The following is a 16,972-nucleotide window of genomic DNA, read 5'->3' on the forward strand; positions in this document are numbered from 1 at the left end:
CCGTCCTGAACCCGGCATAGAAAGTTGATTGACCTCGGGTCTTCTAGAACGTGGGGGCATACCAAACAAGCAAGCGGATTGCGCTTGGCATTTCGACGTCTAGCAAGCCTGTTAAGTAGTTTAGCCAACATGACGCCATAAGAGCTTAGGACATCGTGTTTGTAAATTGGCGCGGCAAACTCCGAAAGGCATTGCTGACATCCGTTGCTTCCGCAACATCAAGTAATTTGGGCTCAAAGCCGCCGTTCATGCAAAGTGTCCCCATAATTGCAAACCGCCCCCCGTCCTCTGCCTCCAAAGCCCAAGCGTTTTTTGCAACGCGAAGCACAAGGATCAGACGCTCGGGTATCTGCCCTACGCGGATTGAGCGTTACGCTAAACCGTCGTGCCACCACATGTACGGGGGACAAGCAGGGTCGTATGCAGGGGTTTTTACAGCGCCATCCCATCTGGTCGATCATTATCGCGCTTGTCGCGGCGGTGTTCCTGTGGCTGATCTTTGCGACCTGGTCCGAAGAAATGGTCGAAGTTATGGGCCGCAAGCGCGTTTTTCTGAACGCTATCTTTGGCGGCATTACATTGGGCGCTTTGTATTTCCTGGTGGCCTCGGGCTTTACGTTGATCTTCGGCCTGATGCGCAACGTGAACCTTGCGCACGGCTCGCTTTATCTGCTGGGGGGGTATCTCGGCTTTGAAGTGTCCGAGCTGACGGGGTCTTGGCTGCTGGCTTTTCCGGTGGTGTTCATCATCGTTGCAATTGTGGGGATTATTCTGCAAAATCAGGTATTTCGCCGTATGGAGGGCGAGGAGCTTCGCCAGACGATGGTGACCATTGGTCTGTCGGTGGTGATCGCTGATCTCTTGCTGTGGACCTGGGGTGGGCAATCCTACACAATTTATTCCCCGGATTGGCTGTCGGGGCCGATGACATTGCCCATTGTGTCGTCGATCCGCGACTCCGGTGAGGTGGTTTACCTTCGCTACCCGGCTGTGCGTATGGCGATCCTCTTTGCGGCTATCGTGATTGGCATTGCAATGTGGCTGGTGCTCAACAAGACAAAGCTGGGCATGCTGGTGCGCGCAGGTGTCGATGACCGTGAAATGCTGGCAGCATCCGGCGTGCGCATACAATACGTGTTCCTCGCCGTGTTTGCCTTTGGTGCGGGCCTTGCGGGGATGGCCGGGATCGTTGGCGGCACCTTCCAATCGCTGTCACCGGGCGAGGACACGCGATTTCTGCTGGCCAGTCTGGTCGTGGTGATCGTCGGCGGCATGGGCTCTATCCCCGGCGCGGCGATCGGAGCACTGATCATCGGCCTGTCCGAGCAGTTGGGGCTCGTCTACGCGCCGACCTATTCGGTGGTGTTCACCTTCCTGATCATGGCCGCCGTGCTCGCGTTCCGTCCGCAGGGCCTTTTGGGAGAGACGCGCTAGATGTCCATCGCTGAACCCAGAAAAGCGGCGGTCCAGCCGATGTGGTTCGAAAAGATTCCTGCGGGCTGGTGGGCCCTGGTTCTCATTCTCTTGACGATGCCCGCCTGGGCCAATGACTTCGTTCTTTTTCAGGTCATGGGCTGGACTTTCATCCTTGGGATGATCGCGCTCTCGTTGATGTTCCTTGCGGGCTATGGAGGCATGGTCAGTCTCATCCAGATGTCCGTCGCCGCGATGGCAGGGTATATGGTGGCGATCTTTGGCAATTCCGGTATGGGCGAGATCAGTATGGGACTGCCATGGTGGCTCTATCTGCCAATTGCCGTTGCTATCGCGGCACTGTTCGGAACGCTGGTGGGCGCGTTGGCCGTGCGGACCGAGGGCATCTACACGATTATGATCACCCTCGCGATTGCGGCCGCGTTTTTCTATTTCACCCGGCAGAACTACACGATTTTCAACGGGTATTCCGGGTTTAACCTGGTCGTGCCGCCGCCCTTGTTCGGCGTCGACTGGCGCGCGCCGATGCCATTCTATTACTTGACGCTGGGGTGTGCCGCGATCTGTTACCTGGTGGTCGTCTATGTGTCGCGCTCGCCGTTTGGACTGTCCTTGCAAGGGGTGCGTGACAACCCGCGCCGGATGGCGGCGCTGGGGTTCAACGTGACCGCGCACAGGGTTGCGGCCTACACATTTGCCAGTGTGATCGCGGCGATTGGCGGTATCCTTTTGGCCTGGCAGAACGCGCAGATCGCGCCGGGGACGGCGGGTATTCCTGCGGTGATTGATATTCTCGTGATCGCGGTCGTCGGCGGTATTACACGCCCGATTGGACCGTTTATCGGAGCGCTGATCTATGTGTTGCTGCGCACGTTTTCACCCGATGTCCTGCTGGCATTCGGCCTGTCTGGCGAGCGTTTCAAGCTGTTGATCGGGTTGGGCTTTCTCGCCATCGTCTTTTTCTCACCTGACGGCGTGCTTGGCTTGTGGGAGCGGTGGCGCAATCGTCGCGCGCGCGGGCAGGACCCTCTGACGGGGGAAGACCCATGAGCCTGACGGAACAGACAGGTGCGGCAGAACGTCTGGGGTCGGTCAGTTCCGGCAATGCGCTTGAGCTGCGCGGCGTCACCAAGATGTTCGGCGCTTTGGCTGCAATCCGGGATATCACGTTGACGGTGGGATCGGGCGAACGCCGCGCGGTGCTGGGGTCAAATGGTGCGGGCAAGACGACGCTCTTCAACTGCGTGACCGGAGACTTTTTGCCGACAAGCGGTACCATCCGCCTTTTCGGAGAAGACGTGACCCGGTTTCCCGCCCACGAACGCATCCGCCGGGGCCTGCGCCGCACCTACCAGATCAGCCTTTTGTTCAACGGCCTGACCGTGGCCGACAATGTCTATCTGGCCTGCCGGGGCGTGTCGCGGGGGCGGTTCTCGTTTCTGCGCCCGCGCGAGAATGATACGTTACTCGGCCGCGCTGACGAACTGATCGAGGCAGTGCACCTGGCGCCATGGTGCGACACATCCGTCGCCAACCTGAGCTATGGGCAGCAACGCCAGCTGGAGATTGCACTCGCCCTTGCCGGTGCCCCGCGGATCATTCTTTTTGATGAGCCCGCGGCAGGCCTTTCGCCAACTGAACGGGCGGAACTGGTGTCGATCCTCAACGGTCTGCCGGGTCATATCGGTTACATTATCATCGAGCATGACATGGACGTCGCGCTGCGCGTCGCGGAAAGCGTGACGATGATGCACAACGGCATGATCTTCAAGGAAGGCACACCCGAAGAAATCGAGAACGACCAAGAGGTGCAGGAGCTGTATCTGGGGGATGGTCATGGCTGAGCGTCGCAATCAGCACCGTGCCACCCCGGCGGCCCTCGAAGTGCGGGGGCTCAATGTTTACTACGGCGCATCCCACGCGCTGCAAGGCGTCGATCTTCGGCTGGAAACCGGCGTTTTGTCGGTTGTAGGCCGCAATGGCATGGGAAAGACGACGCTTTGCCAGACGATCATGGGTCTGGTGTCTGCCGCCTCGGGCGGGATCAGCGCATGGGGGCAGCCGCTTTTGGGCCTGACCTCTGCCGACATTGCGCGCATGGGCATTGGCTACGTGCCGCAGGGTCGGCGGCTTTGGCGCTCTTTGACGGTGGATGAACACCTCAAGATGGTCGAGCAAAAGAACGGCGCCTGGAGCAGCGAGCGTATCTACACGACATTCCCCCGTCTCGCCGAGCGGCGCCGCAACGGCGGGGCTCAGCTGTCTGGTGGTGAGCAACAGATGCTCGCCATCGCGCGCGCGCTTTTGTCGAACCCGCGCCTGCTGATCATGGACGAACCGACCGAGGGTCTGGCCCCTGTGATTGTCAGCCAAGTCGAAGAGATGCTTTTGCGACTTGCCGACGAGGGCGAGATGGACGTGCTTGTGATCGAGCAGAATATCGGGGTCGCCTGTGCGGTGGCTGACCGTGTCGCGATCATGATCAACGGGCAGATCAACCGCATGGTGCCTGCGCGCGAGCTCGCGGCCGACCGCGATCTGCAACAGAGGCTTTTGGGCGTTGGCCGTCATGCGCATGACGACACACCCGAGGTCGAACCGACATCTCATGCAAGCGCCGCCGTCGATGGGCCGCCTGCCAAGCCGCACGCCACCAAGATCTATATGTCGAACCCAAACGTGCCGACGCGGTGGGCCAAACCCGTCCCGGTCCCGCAGATTGAACGCGCGGCACGCGTGGTGACCGCTGCCTTACCAACCATGTCGTCAGCCCAGGCCGAGATCCGCCCCCTGGCCGCACCCGGCGAACAGGTGGTGTTGGTCGCAGGCACGCTTGACACCAAAGGGGTCGAGTTGCGGTTCATGCGCGACCAGATCCGCGCGGCCGGATTGCCCGTACGGCTGGTCGATCTGTCGACCAGCGGTGGCCACTCCGGGGCCGAGATACCCGCCCACCAGATCGCTGCATTCCATCCGCGCGGGTCTGCGGGCGTATTCACTGGTGATCGTGGAAAATCCGTTGCTGGAATGACCGAAGCCTTCGCCCGCTGGATGCAGCGACAAGATGGCGTGATGGGCATCCTTTCTGCCGGTGGGTCTGGCGGCACGGCGATCGTGTCCCCCGCGATGCGCACCTTGCCCGTTGGTGTGCCCAAACTGATCGTCTCGACTGTCGCCTCCGGCGAGGTGGCGAAATATGTCGGCGCTGCGGACATCACGATGATGCACTCGGTCGCCGATGTGCAGGGCTTGAACGTCATCACCGAAGAGGTGCTGTCGAATGCTGCTCAGGCGATGATCGGCATGGTCACTGCGCGCCGTTCCGCCCCCCCGCGGCAGGCAACGAAACCGGCGGTGGCGTTGACGATGTTCGGTGTCACAACCCCCGCCGTTAGTCAGGTGACCGACGCGTTGGACGACGACTACGACTGCCTTGTGTTCCATGCCACCGGTATCGGCGGGCAGTCGATGGAAAAGCTCGTCGATTCAGGAAAAGTGGACGGGGTCATTGACCTGACCACGACTGAGGTTTGCGACATGCTGTTTGGTGGCGTGTTCCCTGCCACCGAAGACCGCTTTGGCGCGGTGATCCGGCGGCGAATGCCTTACATCGGCTCTGTCGGGGCGCTGGATATGGTCAATTTTGGCGCGCCCGACACGGTGCCGGAAAAGTACCAGACTCGCACGTTCTACGAACACAATCCGCAAGTCACGCTGATGCGCACCACGCCCGAAGAAAACACGGCGATGGGGCGTTGGATCGGGGGCAGACTGAACGAGATGGAAGCGCCCGTGCGCTTCTTCCTGCCTGAAGGTGGCGTGTCAGCACTCGACAGGCCGGGTCAGCCGTTTGACGACCCGGCCGCGCGGCATGCCCTGTTCACAGCGCTCGAAGACACCGTGCGACAAACCTCGACGCGGCAACTGATCCGGGTGCCGCACAATATCAACGATCCCGAATTTGCTGCCCTTGTGATCGACGCGTTCCGCGACTTTCACGGCGGGCGGCCCCCAAGACGCAAAGAGGCCCGCCGATGATCGACCGAGATACCATCCTTGCCAAGTTCCGCGACATGGTTGCGCGCGGTGAACCCATTGTCGGCGGCGGTGCCGGTACCGGGCTTTCGGCAAAATGCGAAGAGGCGGGCGGTATTGATCTGATCGTGATCTACAATTCGGGCCGTTATCGCATGGCGGGGCGCGGCAGCCTTGCGGGGCTGATGCCCTACGGCGATGCCAACGCGATTGTGGTCGAGATGGCGTCCGAAGTGCTGCCGGTGGTCAAACACACGCCGGTCCTGGCCGGGGTCTGTGCGACCGATCCGTTCCGCCTCATGGACAAGTTTCTTGATCAACTGAAGGACATCGGCTTTTCCGGCGTGCAGAATTTTCCGACTGTCGGGCTGATCGACGGCTCGTTCCGTGCAAACCTCGAAGAGACGGGCATGGGCTTTGGGCTTGAGGTTGACATGATCGCCAAGGCGCATGCCAAGGGGATGCTCACGACGCCCTATGTCTTTGACGAGGACAGCGCGGTCGAGATGGCCAAGGCAGGCGCAGATATCATCGTGTGCCATTTGGGCCTCACGACCGGCGGCGCCATTGGCGCAGAGACAGCCGTCACGCTGCAAGACTGCCCAGCACTTGTCGACGCATGGGCCGAGGCGGCGCTGACAGTGAACAAGGACGCCATCGTGCTGGTCCATGGCGGACCTGTTGCGATGCCGGACGATGCTGAATTCGTCCTGAAGAACACGTCAAATTGCCATGGGTTTTATGGTGCGTCCTCGATGGAACGTTTGCCGACCGAGGTGGCACTGACGGAGCAAACGCGCGCCTTCAAGGCCATCAAAGGCCAGTAACGCGCAACGCGGGGAGGATAAGACATGACCGGACAACTTATCGGACAGTTGATCTTGTGGCTGATTGTGGCGGTGGTCGTCATTGCGATCATTTACTGGGTGATGCAGTGGCTCTATCGGCGCTCGACCAAGGAAATCGCTTTTGTCAGAACGGGTTTTCTTGGTGAGAAAGTTGTGATCGACGGGGGCGCGTTTGTCTGGCCCATCATCCATGACATCACACCGGTGAACATGAATACGCTGCCCTTGGCCGTCGGGCGGACCCGCGAACAGGCATTGATTACCAAAGACCGGATGCGTGTCGATGTCGAAGCCGAGTTCTACGTCCGTGTGCGATCTGACCAAACCTCGGTTGCGATGGCTGCCTCGACGCTGGGGCGGCGCACGCTTGAGGCGGAAAACCTGCATGGGCTTCTTGCTGGCAAGTTCGAAAGCGCCTTGCGTGCCGTCGCTGCCGAAATGGCGATGGGCGAGATGCACGAGAACCGCAACGCCTATGTCAGCCGCGTCAAGGAATTGTCCCAAGACGATCTGGAGAAGAACGGGCTTGAGCTGGAAAGCGTCGCGATCATCGACATCGACCAGACCGCACTTGAATTTTTCAACCCCTCCAACCGCTTTGACGCCGAGGGTTTGACCTCGCTCATCAAGGACATCGAGGAGCGGCGCAAATTGCGCAATGACATTGAGCAGGACTCGATGATCAAGATCCGTTCGCGCAACCTGGAGGCCGAGAAGCAGGTGCTCAACATTGAACGGGAGAGCGAGGAGGCCCGACTGGAACAGGAGCGCGACGTTGAGACCCGCCGTGCGCAGCAGCGCGCAGACTTGACCCGTGAACGGGCCGAACGCGAGACCGAGGCCGAATCCGCCCAGATCACCGCCCGCGAGGCGATAGAAAAAGCGCGTATCTCCAATGAGCAGGCAGTCTCCGAAGCCCGGATATTATCCGAACGGGCGGTACGTGCCCGCGAGATTGCGCGGCAAAAAGAGATCGACGCCGAAGAAATTGCTGCGCAAGAAGCAACCGAGACCGCGCGCATCCTGCAGGAACGCAAGGTGCGCGAGACCCGCATTCAGAACGAGCAGGACACGCAAGCCAAAGAGATTGAGCGCCAGCGCAGCATCGAAGAGGCCGAGATCACCGCGCGAGAGGCGACCGAACGCGCCCGTATTGCGCAGGAAAAGGCCGTCGCCGAGGCACGTATCGCCAAGGAAGGCGAAACCCAAGCGCTTGAAATCGAACGGCAGAAGAGCACCCGAGACGCTGAAATCGCCGCCAACGAAGCCAACGAAAAACGACGGATGGCGCAGGATCTGTTGCTGGCCCAGACTCGGATCAAAGGTGAAGAGGATATTCGCCAGCGCGAGATTGCGCGTCAGAAGTCGCTGGATGAGGCCGAGATCGGCTCGAAAGAGGCGATTGAACGGATGCGCATCCTTCAGGACTCGCAGATCAGCGAGGCGCGGATTGCGGAGGACAAACGTATTCGCGCGCTTGAGATTGAGCGCACGCAAGCCGTGGATGCTGCCGAGATCGCCGCCAGCGAAGCGATTGAAGCTGCACGGATCGCCCGCGAAAAGCAGATCGCCGCGAGCCGGATCGAGGCTGATGGCGAGACCAGCACGCGCGAGATTGCGCGCAATCAAGCCATCGACGAGGCGCGCGTCGCCGCAGATGAGGCTGTCGAACAGGCGCGCATCGCGCAGCATCGTGCGCTTGAGGCGGAACGGATTGCCGCTGACCAAGACGTCCGCGCGCAGGAAATTGCAAAAGAGCGCGAGATTGAATCCGCCGAGATTTCGCGTCGCGAAGCCGTGGAAAAAGCCCGTGTCGCTTCTGAATTGGCGCTGGAACAAGAACGCATCGCCAGCCAGAAAACCCGCGAGGTGACCGATATCGAACGCCGCCGCGCGGTCGAGCAAGCAGACGAAAAACGCATTGTCGAACTGGCCGAGACCAAGGCCGAACGATCTTCCGCCGAGGCCAGTATCCGCAAGGCCGAGATCACTGCGCAGCGCGCCATCGAGGTGGCCGAGGTCGAACGCGACAAAGCGCTTGAAGCGGCCAAGCTGGAACGCCGCCGTGCGCTTGAACAACTTGAAATTGCCCGTGTGCAAACCCTTCGTGAGGCCGAGATCGCCTCGCAGGAAGAAGTCGAACGCGCCCGCGTGGCGTCCGAGCGCGGCTTGGATGAGATACGCATCAGTCACGAGACCGTACGTCGTCAGCTTGAGGTGGACCGCGAGAAAAACGTAGAGACCGCGCAGATGGACAAGGCCATCGTACTCTACCAGAAATCGCTTGAGGAAAGTGCGGCGCGGGCCAAGGCGGACGCCGCCCGTGCGCTGGCCGCAGAGGCGGAGGAAAAGGTCAAGACCGTTCGCGAAACCGAAGAGGCGAACCGTCGCAAGTCCATCGACGTGACAATGGCGGAAAAGCAGGCCGAAGAGGCCAAGCTGAACGCCGAAGCCGAAAAGGTCCGTGCAGTGGTCGAGGCCGAGGCGCAGCGTCTTATCAACGAGGCCGAAAACGTGCTTACCGATCCGGCGCGTGCCTCACTCTTCCGTCGCAAACTCCTGGAGCATGTCGAGGGCATCGTCACGGCCTCGGTCAAGCCGCTTGAGAAGATCAACGACATCCGCATCATGCAACTTGATGGCGTCACTGGCGGGGCCGGTGGCGGCAAGGGTGGCAGTCCCACAGATGAGGTCATCAATTCGGCCCTGCGCTACCGTGTGCAGGCGCCACTGATCGACTCGCTTCTCGATGATATCGGCATTGAGGGAGGCGGGATCGCCAAGCAGGGGGGCCTCATCCGCGAGGCATCAGACATGCAGCGCATCAGCGACGCTGTACAGAAAGCCGCAGGCGCCAAGGGAGATGACAAGGACACACCCCCGCCCACCGATGACAGCAAGGGGTCCAAGTAAGTGCCCCGCGTCTACGTCTCATCGGTTATCGAAGCGCCCATTGCCAAGGTTTGGGACAAGATACGCGATTTCAACGCGCTTCCGCGTTGGCATCCCCGCATTCGCGACAGCAGGATCGAAAACGGAGAACCATCGGACAAGGTGGGCTGCGTGCGCGACTTCAATCTTCAAAACGGAGACCGCATTCGCGAGAAGCTTTTGGGGATGAGCGATTACGACATGTTCTGCACCTATGCGATCCTCGAAAGCCCCATGCCGCTAACGGACTACGTGGCGACGTTGCGTCTGACGCCGGTCACCGACGGGAACGTGACCTTTGCCGAATGGACCGCCGAATTCGAATGCGCAGATGAGGTCGCGGACGAGTTGGTCGACGGTATCAGCACAAATGTATTTCAGGCGGGGTTTTCCGCGCTGCAACGGAATCTGGCGGTCTGAATCATGGTCAAGGTCGTCAAAAGCACCATTTTGGATGCCCCAGTTGAGGACGTGTGGGCGGTGCTGCGCGACTTTAACGGGCATGACGGGTGGCATCCCGCCATTGCCGACAGCGCGATTGATCGTGGCCAGCCGTCGGACAAGGTGGGCTGCGTGCGGCGCTTTCACCTGAATGATGGCTCGGAACTGCGGGAACAGCTTTTGACGCTGTCGGATGCCGACATGGCCTTCAGCTATTGCCTGCTTGAGACGCCCGTGCCGCTGTTGAACTACGTCGCACATGTGCGGCTTGCGCCGGTGACGGACGGCGATCGGACGTTTTGGGCGTGGGAAAGCCGCTTTGACACGCCGAAGGGACGGGAAGGTGAGCTAAAGACCCTCGTCTCCGAAGGCATTTACCAGAGCGGCTTTGATGCGATCCGCGCGCATATGGAACTGGAGGGCGCATGACAACGCTTGAAACCTATCCAACGATGGAAGACGCCGCCCGCGCGATGGGTGCCGATGCGACCTTTCTTGGTGGCGGCACTGTGGTTATGCGCGCTGTGAACGAAGGCGTCGCAACCCCAAGGCTGATCCGGGTCACCGATCCGGGGCTCGCTCATATCTCGACGGTGGGAGAGATCCTCCGTCTGGGTGCCAGCGTCACGATGGCCGATGTGTTGGCCCATCGCGATCTGGCCTTTCTTCACCCCGTTGCGCGTCAGATCGGCGGACCGCAGGTGCGCAACATGGCAACTGTCGCTGGCAATCTGTTTGCCGAGCATCCTTACGGAGATTTTGCCACTGCACTTTTGGCACTTGGCGCGCAGGTCACAGTTACGGGGCAGGGCGGTGCGCGTTCTGTCGACGAGGTGCTGCGGGACCGCGATCGCGCCGGGCTGGTCTCTGCGGTTGAAATCCCAAGGCCGCGCGACGTGCGGTCGTTTGGCTTTCGCAAGGTCAGCCGGGTCAAACCCAAGGGCGTCTCGGTCCTGTGCATTGCGGCCTACCTGCCGCGCGAAAGCGGACGCATCCGCGGCGCGCGGGTGGCGTTTGGCGCGATGGGGCCAACGCCTTTGCGGTCCTCGGGCGCAGAACGGGCGCTTGAGGGGCAAATGCTGGACACCGCCACTGCTGAAGGCGCGGCGGCGGCTGCGACAGAAGGGCTCAGCCCCGCGACCGACCAGATCGCAACGGAATGGTATCGGCGCGAGGTCGCGGGCGTGCACTTGAAACGACTTCTGACAGAGATGGAGCGCGGATAATGGTCAAAAAACCGGTCAATCTGACGCTCAACGACAGCCCGCGCGCGGCATTTGCCGATCCGGGACAGAACCTGCTTGATTTCCTGAGGCGCGAGATCGGGGATCTGTCGCCAAAATTTGGCTGCGGGCAGGGCACTTGTGGAGCGTGCACCGTGACCATTGACGGCCAGACGCAATTGTCCTGCCTTGTGCTGGCCGAAACCGTCGATGGCAAAGAGGTGCGCACCGCGTCTGGCCTTGCCAATGGCGCCACGCTTGATCCGCTGCAGGACGCGTTCATGGACCATTTCGCGGCACAATGCGGATACTGCACACCCGGCATGCTGGTGTCGGCCCGCACGCTTTTGGACCGCAATCCACGCCCGACGCGGGACGAGGTGATCGAGGCGATCTCGGGCAACCTTTGCCGCTGCACCGGGTATGAGCCGATTATCACCGCCATCCTGTCCGTCGCTGAAGGGAGGGCGCGCGCATGAAGGATATGACCACATCCGGTCCGATGATCGAGTTTCGCAAGGACCTGTTTGCGGACGAACGCGACGATAACCTGAACGAGATCGGTAAGCCGACGCGCCGTCAGGACATTCTGGGGCATGTGACCGGGCGGTCTCCGTTCTTTGATGATCACCTCTTTGACGGGCTCTTGCACCTGCGGTGCACACGCTCACCGCATCACCATGCCCGTATCCGGCGGATTGATACGTCCGCCGCCGACCGAATGCCCGGCGTTGTTCGGGTGCTCACTGGAAAGGACGTGCCGACGAACCTCAACACGCTCTTGTCGCTTCTGGATTTCGGTCTGGACGATGAACCGATCCTGACCGACACCAAAGTGGCCTATATGGGCGAGCCGGTCGCCGCCGTGATCGCCGAGACCGAAGCACAGGCGCGCGCGGCCGCTGCTGCGGTTGTGGTCGAGTGGGACGTCCTGCCGCATGTCCTCGATGTGGAAGAGGCGATCAAACCCGGTGCGCCAGCGGTACTCGACATCTATCCGAACAACCTCTTTGTCTATCATGGAAAATACGACCATCAGAAACTGCGCTTTGGTGATGCAGACCGCGCCTTGGCCGAGGCTGACCATATCGTCGAAGGCCGCTACCAGATGTCTCCGATTGAGCAGGCACCGATCGAGACCTGCGGCGCCATCGCAGCGCCCGAACAAAATGACCGGTTTGTCTGTTATACCTCGACCCAAGCGCTGTTCTTTTCGCTGGGCACTGCGGCCAAGGTGCTGAACATCCCATCGTCCCGCTTGCACTTTATCGGTGGCACCGTGGGGGGAGGCTTTGGCGGCAAAGTGGATTCGATTCACGAGCCTTTGGCGATCCTGGGGGCCATGCTTACGGGGCGTCCTGTGAAATACGCCTGGGACCGGGCCGAGGAAATGCAGGTCGGTGCCCCGCGCGGGGCCGAGCGGTGGTACGTCACCGACGGCGTGATGAACGACGGGCGCATCGTCGCGCGCAAGTTCACCGGGTATTTCGACGCCGGGGCCTACACGCGGCTGTCGTCCTACGCGATCATCAAAGGCGTCGGTCACCTGCCAGGGCCGTACACGATCCCTAATGTTTCGGCGAATGTCTATTGCGTCTACACCAACCGCACGCCCGCCACAGCGATGCGCGGCTTTGGTATCACCGGTGTCGATTTCGCAATCGAGGCGCATATGGACAAGGTGGCCGAGACGGTCGGCATGAACCCCATCGAGCTGCGCATTCTCAACGCCTACCGCGACGGCGACATGAAGGCCCACCGCCGAGAGGCCAAGAACTGCGCGCTGATCGAATGCGCGCAGGTAGTGGCGGAAAAGGCAGGCGTCACCCTGTCGCCCGAGTTGAAAGCGGCCACGTCTGTGACAGGTGGCGGTGGCGCACGTGGCGCATTGCCTGCGCATACCGCAACCGACGAAGATGGTCAGGTCGAGGGGTTCCAGGCCACCAGTTACGCCAACACAAGCGGGGCATCTTCTGCGCCCCAGCCATCGCCGACGACCAGCGCACCGGCACCGCAGCCCATAACCTCTGCACCTGCGCCGAGACCCGCAACACCGCCCGCCCCGCCGACCTCGACACCTACGCCGTCACCAACACCGCCAGCTGCAGCGGACAAGAAGCCAGCGCGCTCAGGCGCGATGCGCTTTTCCTCTCTCTCCGGGTTCAGGAGACGCTGATGACCATTCACACGGGCCGCGGTTTTGCGGCGATCAACTATCCGATTGGCATGAACCTTGGCGGCGACCCATCACAGGCGCTGGTGCACTCGAACCCTGATGGCAAGTTCACTGTTGCCTTGTCCGCGATTGATCTGGGTCAGGGGATGAAATCCGTTACCCGTCAAATCGCGGCAGAAACACTCGGCGTGCCCATCGAGGACGTCTATGTCGACACCGCCGACAGCGACACCGGCCCGCATGACATGGGATCTTTCGCCAGCCGGGGCACGCACCGCATGGGCAACGCGGTCATCCGGGCCTCTGAAGAGGCGCGCGAGGTCATGCTGGAGGCCGCCGCCGACGAGCTTGAAGTCGACGCGAGCGATCTCGTGACAGATGGGCAAGGCAACATCCACGTGCGCGGCGCGCCATCCCGGTCCATCACCACGATGGCCGCGTCTCAGGCCGCGCAGTTCAAGCAGGGACGCACCATCGCAGGACGCGGCATTTTCCTTGTGCCTTTGTCGGATGTGAGCCCCGAGACAGGCGAAATGTCCCCCGTGACCACGTTCGCCCATGCCGCCATGCTGGTCACGGTCGAGGTGGATGACGAGACCGGAGAGGTCACGGTCACCGACATGCAATCCGCCTACGAGGTCGGACGTGCGCTCAACCCCAAGCTGGTGGAACAACAGCTGCGCGGTGGTGCGTGGATGGGCATGAGCCATGCCGCATGGGAAACGACCGAGCCGCACTACCCCGAGCGCGACCACCGGCCAGAGGACTTCAACAGCTACCTGATGCCCGGCCCCGGGGACCTTGCGCCGCACCATATCAGCGTGCTCGAACGCCCTGCCGCCGATGGTCCCTATGGCGGCAAGGGTCCGGGCGAGATGTGTGCCAACCCGGTGCTGCCCGCCGTGGTGAATGCCGTTTATGACGCGGTCGGTGTGCGCATCGATGATCTGCCAGTAACGCCCGAAAAGGTGCTGCGCGGGTTGCAGTCCAATGGGGGCGCAAAGCCCCGCAAGGCGCTCTGATGTCGGTGCGTGCCTCCATACAGGGGATCGACGGGCCAGCCCCGTTGGCCGATGCATTGGGGCAGGCGCAGTATATTGCAGATGACGGTCTTGCCACGGCGGCCTATCTGGCCTTGGCGCTTGGCAAACCTTTGCTGCTGGAAGGCGCGCCCGGCGTTGGCAAGACCGAAGCGGCCAAGGCCCTCGCGTCGGTTCTGGGTCGCGAACTGGTGCGGCTGCAATGCTTTGAGGGCATCGACGCTGCGACCGCCATGTACGAATGGAACTTCCCCGCGCAGATGTTGGCGATCCGGCAGGCGGGCGACGAATACGTCAATCTCTACGAAGACAAATTCCTCATTTCGCGCCCCATTCTGCAGGCGCTGGAAGCCCCGCAAGACCGCGTTCTGCTGATCGACGAGATTGACCGCGCCGATCACGAGTTCGAGGCGTTCCTGTTGGAGTTTTTGTCTGACTTCACTGTGTCGATCCCCGAACGCGGCACCATGCGTGCCGGGACGCCGCCTGTCGTTGTCCTGACCTCAAACCGCACGCGCGAGTTGCATGAAGCGTTGCGCAGACGCTGTATCTATCATTGGATTGGCTACCCTGACCCCGCTCTTGAGGCGCAGATCGTCACGATGCGCGCCTCGACCGTGATGGCCGACACGGCGCGGCGGGTTGTTGCGGCAGTCAATGCGCTGCGGGCCGAGCCTTTGGCGAAACCTCCGGGTGTGGCCGAAACCGTTGAATGGGCCGAAGCGGCCACGCTGTTGAACAGCCAAGGCACGCCTTGGCCTGCGGCCTTTGCGCGGGCCATTGGGGTTGTGCTCAAGGATCAGGACGACCTTGACTATATCGGCGGGCGCATGGATGCGATCCTGTCGGAAAGTGCGGCATGACCCCGCGCGCGCTTGATCCGTTCTTTGCCTTTCCACAGGCATTGCGTGCCGTGGGCTATCCGGCGTCGCCTGACCGGACCGAGACGTTCATCACCGCAGTTGGCCTTCTGGGGCCAAAAGGTATGACCGACATCCGCCGTGCGGCGCACGCCGTCTATGGCCCCGGACCAGAACGCGCGCAGATGTTTGATGCGGTGTTCGACAGCATATTTCTGGGCCGGTCCATCGCTGCTCCCGCGATGGGCGATCCAGAAGACCTGCCGCAAAGCTACGACGCGGGTGCTGTGGAAGAGATGCTCATGCCGGAAGACGAAGAGTCGTCTGGCGGCGATGCCACTGCTGCTGAGCGCCTTTTTCAGCGGGCCGTGACGGCCGGAGACGAGGGAGCCGCCTTGCGCGCGTTCCGGCGGGCGCTGCCGAAAAGCTTGCCGCGCAGACGATCGCGCAGGCAGGCTCCGGGCAAAGGGCGGCTGGCCGATGCCCGCCGCACCTTCCGCGAGATGCTGCGCCGGGACGGAGAGATCATCCGCCTGCCGACCCGTCGCCGCCTGTTGCGCCAGCGGCGGGTGCTGATGCTGCTCGATGTATCGGGAAGTATGAAAGAGGGCACCGATGGCGCTCTGCGACTGGCCCATGCGCTGCAACAGGGCGGGGAGCGGGTCGAGTGCTTTACCCTTGGTACCCGTCTCACACGGGTCACCCGCGCGCTGCGCCACCGCAATGCGGATCAGGCACTAATGCTGGCCTCCGGTCTGGTTGCGGACTGGGACGGCGGCACGCGTCTGGGCGAAGCGCTGCAAGTGTTCCTGTCCGTCCCGCGATTTGCCGCCCACGCGCGCGGCGCGCTTGTCATCATCGTGTCTGACGGGTTGGAACGCGGCGGACCCGAGGCGCTTGTCTCGGCGATGGAGCGGATGGACGCGCTTGCTTGGTCAACGCTCTGGTTGTCTCCGCTCGTGGCCGATCCGACCTACCGACCCGAGACCGGCGCGATGCAGGCGATACTACCACTGCTCGATCACCTTGGTGACGCCAGTACGCCGCTTGGGATTGCATCGGAAATCCTTCACTTCTCAAAGGGGGCGCGACGATGAACGTGGTGGATGCGCATTTTCACGTCTGGCGACAGGCCGATCTGCCGTGGCTGAGCGGCCCCATGCAGCCGCGTATTTTCGGCCCTTACGAGCCCATCCGTCGCGACTATCCAATGTCCGAATACCTTGCCGATGTCTCCCCGAGTGGCGTGACCAAATCGGTCTACGTCCAGGCCAACTGGCCGACCCACCGTGCCGAAGACGAAGCGGCATGGATCGAGACACTGGCGAAAGACACCGGCTGGCCGCATGGGCTGGTCGCTTATGCCGACATGACCGTGCCCGACGTGCGCCCGGCGCTGGACCGGCTTATGCGTTTTCCACATCTGCGCGGCATCCGGCAGCAGTTTCATTGGCACGAAACGCCGACCTACCGCTTTGCCACAGATCCAGACCTGTGCCGCAACCATGTGGTGCAACGCAACATCGCACGGCTGGCGGATTATGGTCTTGTCTTTGACCTTCAGGTGTTTGAGGCCCAGATGGCCGGGGCCTGCGCGCTGGCCAAGGCGTGCCCGGACGTGACTTTTGTTCTGCAACACGCAGGCATGCTTCAGGACCTGTCCGAGATGGGGCGCAGCGCATGGCGCAGGTCGATGGCGTCGCTCGCGCAATGCCCGAATGTGGTCAGCAAACTGTCGGGCTTTGGCACGTTTCAGCACCGTCTGGACCCGGAGCTGATCGCATGGATCACCACCGAGACCGTTGCACTCTTTGGCGCGGACCGCTGCCTATGGGGATCAAACTTTCCCATCGAGAAGCTTTGGACGGATTACACATCGCTTTTTGCGGCGCATCGCACCGCCACGGGCGGCCTCAGCACTGCAGAGCAAAACGCGATTTTCAACGAAACAGCATGCCGCGTCTACCGGCTGACCTGAACGGGA

15 protein-coding genes are annotated in these 16,972 nt (G+C 61.7%); all 15 read left to right on the plus strand.

Annotated elements, in window-relative coordinates; all coding sequences use genetic code 11:
• Window positions 1–420: 420 nt before the first annotated feature.
• From Q1A51_RS11195 to Q1A51_RS11265, 15 genes are read left to right on the plus strand one after another with little or no spacing between them, the layout of a single operon-like run.
• On the plus strand, window positions 421–1,434 hold the full coding sequence (locus Q1A51_RS11195) for a branched-chain amino acid ABC transporter permease (RefSeq protein ID WP_299210443.1): 1,014 nt from the start codon (window positions 421–423) through the stop codon (window positions 1,432–1,434).
• Complete coding sequence (locus Q1A51_RS11200; RefSeq protein ID WP_299605187.1) at window positions 1,435–2,484, plus strand: branched-chain amino acid ABC transporter permease; 1,050 nt, start codon at window positions 1,435–1,437, stop codon at window positions 2,482–2,484. It begins immediately after the preceding gene.
• Window positions 2,481–3,278, plus strand: a complete 798-nt coding sequence (locus tag Q1A51_RS11205) for an ABC transporter ATP-binding protein (protein ID WP_299605184.1) — start codon at window positions 2,481–2,483, stop codon at window positions 3,276–3,278. Before Q1A51_RS11200 ends, Q1A51_RS11205 begins: the two co-directional genes overlap by 4 nt.
• Window positions 3,271–5,472 (plus strand): ABC transporter permease, encoded by a 2,202-nt coding sequence (locus tag Q1A51_RS11210; RefSeq protein ID WP_299605182.1) that lies wholly within the window; start codon window positions 3,271–3,273, stop codon window positions 5,470–5,472. Before Q1A51_RS11205 ends, Q1A51_RS11210 begins: the two co-directional genes overlap by 8 nt.
• Complete coding sequence (locus Q1A51_RS11215; RefSeq protein WP_299605180.1) at window positions 5,469–6,296, plus strand: phosphoenolpyruvate hydrolase family protein; 828 nt, start codon at window positions 5,469–5,471, stop codon at window positions 6,294–6,296. Before Q1A51_RS11210 ends, Q1A51_RS11215 begins: the two co-directional genes overlap by 4 nt.
• A 24-nt stretch (window positions 6,297–6,320) precedes the next feature.
• Window positions 6,321–9,230 (plus strand): flotillin family protein, encoded by a 2,910-nt coding sequence (locus tag Q1A51_RS11220; protein WP_299605178.1) that lies wholly within the window; start codon window positions 6,321–6,323, stop codon window positions 9,228–9,230.
• Entirely contained in the window at window positions 9,231–9,668 is a 438-nt protein-coding gene (locus tag Q1A51_RS11225; RefSeq protein ID WP_299210431.1) for an SRPBCC family protein, read from the plus strand.
• A 3-nt stretch (window positions 9,669–9,671) separates the two neighbouring features.
• Window positions 9,672–10,118, plus strand: coding sequence for an SRPBCC family protein (locus Q1A51_RS11230; RefSeq protein ID WP_299605176.1), 447 nt, complete (start codon window positions 9,672–9,674; stop codon window positions 10,116–10,118).
• Complete coding sequence (locus Q1A51_RS11235) at window positions 10,115–10,915, plus strand: FAD binding domain-containing protein (RefSeq protein ID WP_299605174.1); 801 nt, start codon at window positions 10,115–10,117, stop codon at window positions 10,913–10,915. The genes Q1A51_RS11230 and Q1A51_RS11235 overlap by 4 nt, the downstream gene beginning before the upstream one ends.
• A complete protein-coding gene (locus Q1A51_RS11240) occupies window positions 10,915–11,391 on the plus strand; it encodes a (2Fe-2S)-binding protein (protein ID WP_299605171.1) in 477 nt (158 codons plus the stop codon). Before Q1A51_RS11235 ends, Q1A51_RS11240 begins: the two co-directional genes overlap by 1 nt.
• On the plus strand, window positions 11,388–13,088 hold the full coding sequence (locus Q1A51_RS11245; RefSeq protein ID WP_299605168.1) for a molybdopterin cofactor-binding domain-containing protein: 1,701 nt from the start codon (window positions 11,388–11,390) through the stop codon (window positions 13,086–13,088). Before Q1A51_RS11240 ends, Q1A51_RS11245 begins: the two co-directional genes overlap by 4 nt.
• Window positions 13,088–14,110 (plus strand): molybdopterin cofactor-binding domain-containing protein, encoded by a 1,023-nt coding sequence (locus Q1A51_RS11250; RefSeq protein WP_299605165.1) that lies wholly within the window; start codon window positions 13,088–13,090, stop codon window positions 14,108–14,110. Before Q1A51_RS11245 ends, Q1A51_RS11250 begins: the two co-directional genes overlap by 1 nt.
• Window positions 14,110–14,991 (plus strand): MoxR family ATPase, encoded by an 882-nt coding sequence (locus Q1A51_RS11255; RefSeq protein WP_299605162.1) that lies wholly within the window; start codon window positions 14,110–14,112, stop codon window positions 14,989–14,991. The genes Q1A51_RS11250 and Q1A51_RS11255 overlap by 1 nt, the downstream gene beginning before the upstream one ends.
• Window positions 14,988–16,085 carry a VWA domain-containing protein gene (locus tag Q1A51_RS11260; protein ID WP_299605160.1) on the plus strand — a complete coding sequence of 366 codons (1,098 nt, stop codon included), beginning with the start codon at window positions 14,988–14,990 and terminating at the stop codon, window positions 16,083–16,085. The genes Q1A51_RS11255 and Q1A51_RS11260 overlap by 4 nt, the downstream gene beginning before the upstream one ends.
• Window positions 16,082–16,966, plus strand: a complete 885-nt coding sequence (locus tag Q1A51_RS11265) for an amidohydrolase family protein (protein WP_299605156.1) — start codon at window positions 16,082–16,084, stop codon at window positions 16,964–16,966. The genes Q1A51_RS11260 and Q1A51_RS11265 overlap by 4 nt, the downstream gene beginning before the upstream one ends.
• Window positions 16,967–16,972: the final 6 nt, after the last annotated feature.

Origin of the sequence: uncultured Tateyamaria sp., assembly GCF_947496075.1 — a bacterium.
Lineage (GTDB): Bacteria > Pseudomonadota > Alphaproteobacteria > Rhodobacterales > Rhodobacteraceae > Tateyamaria.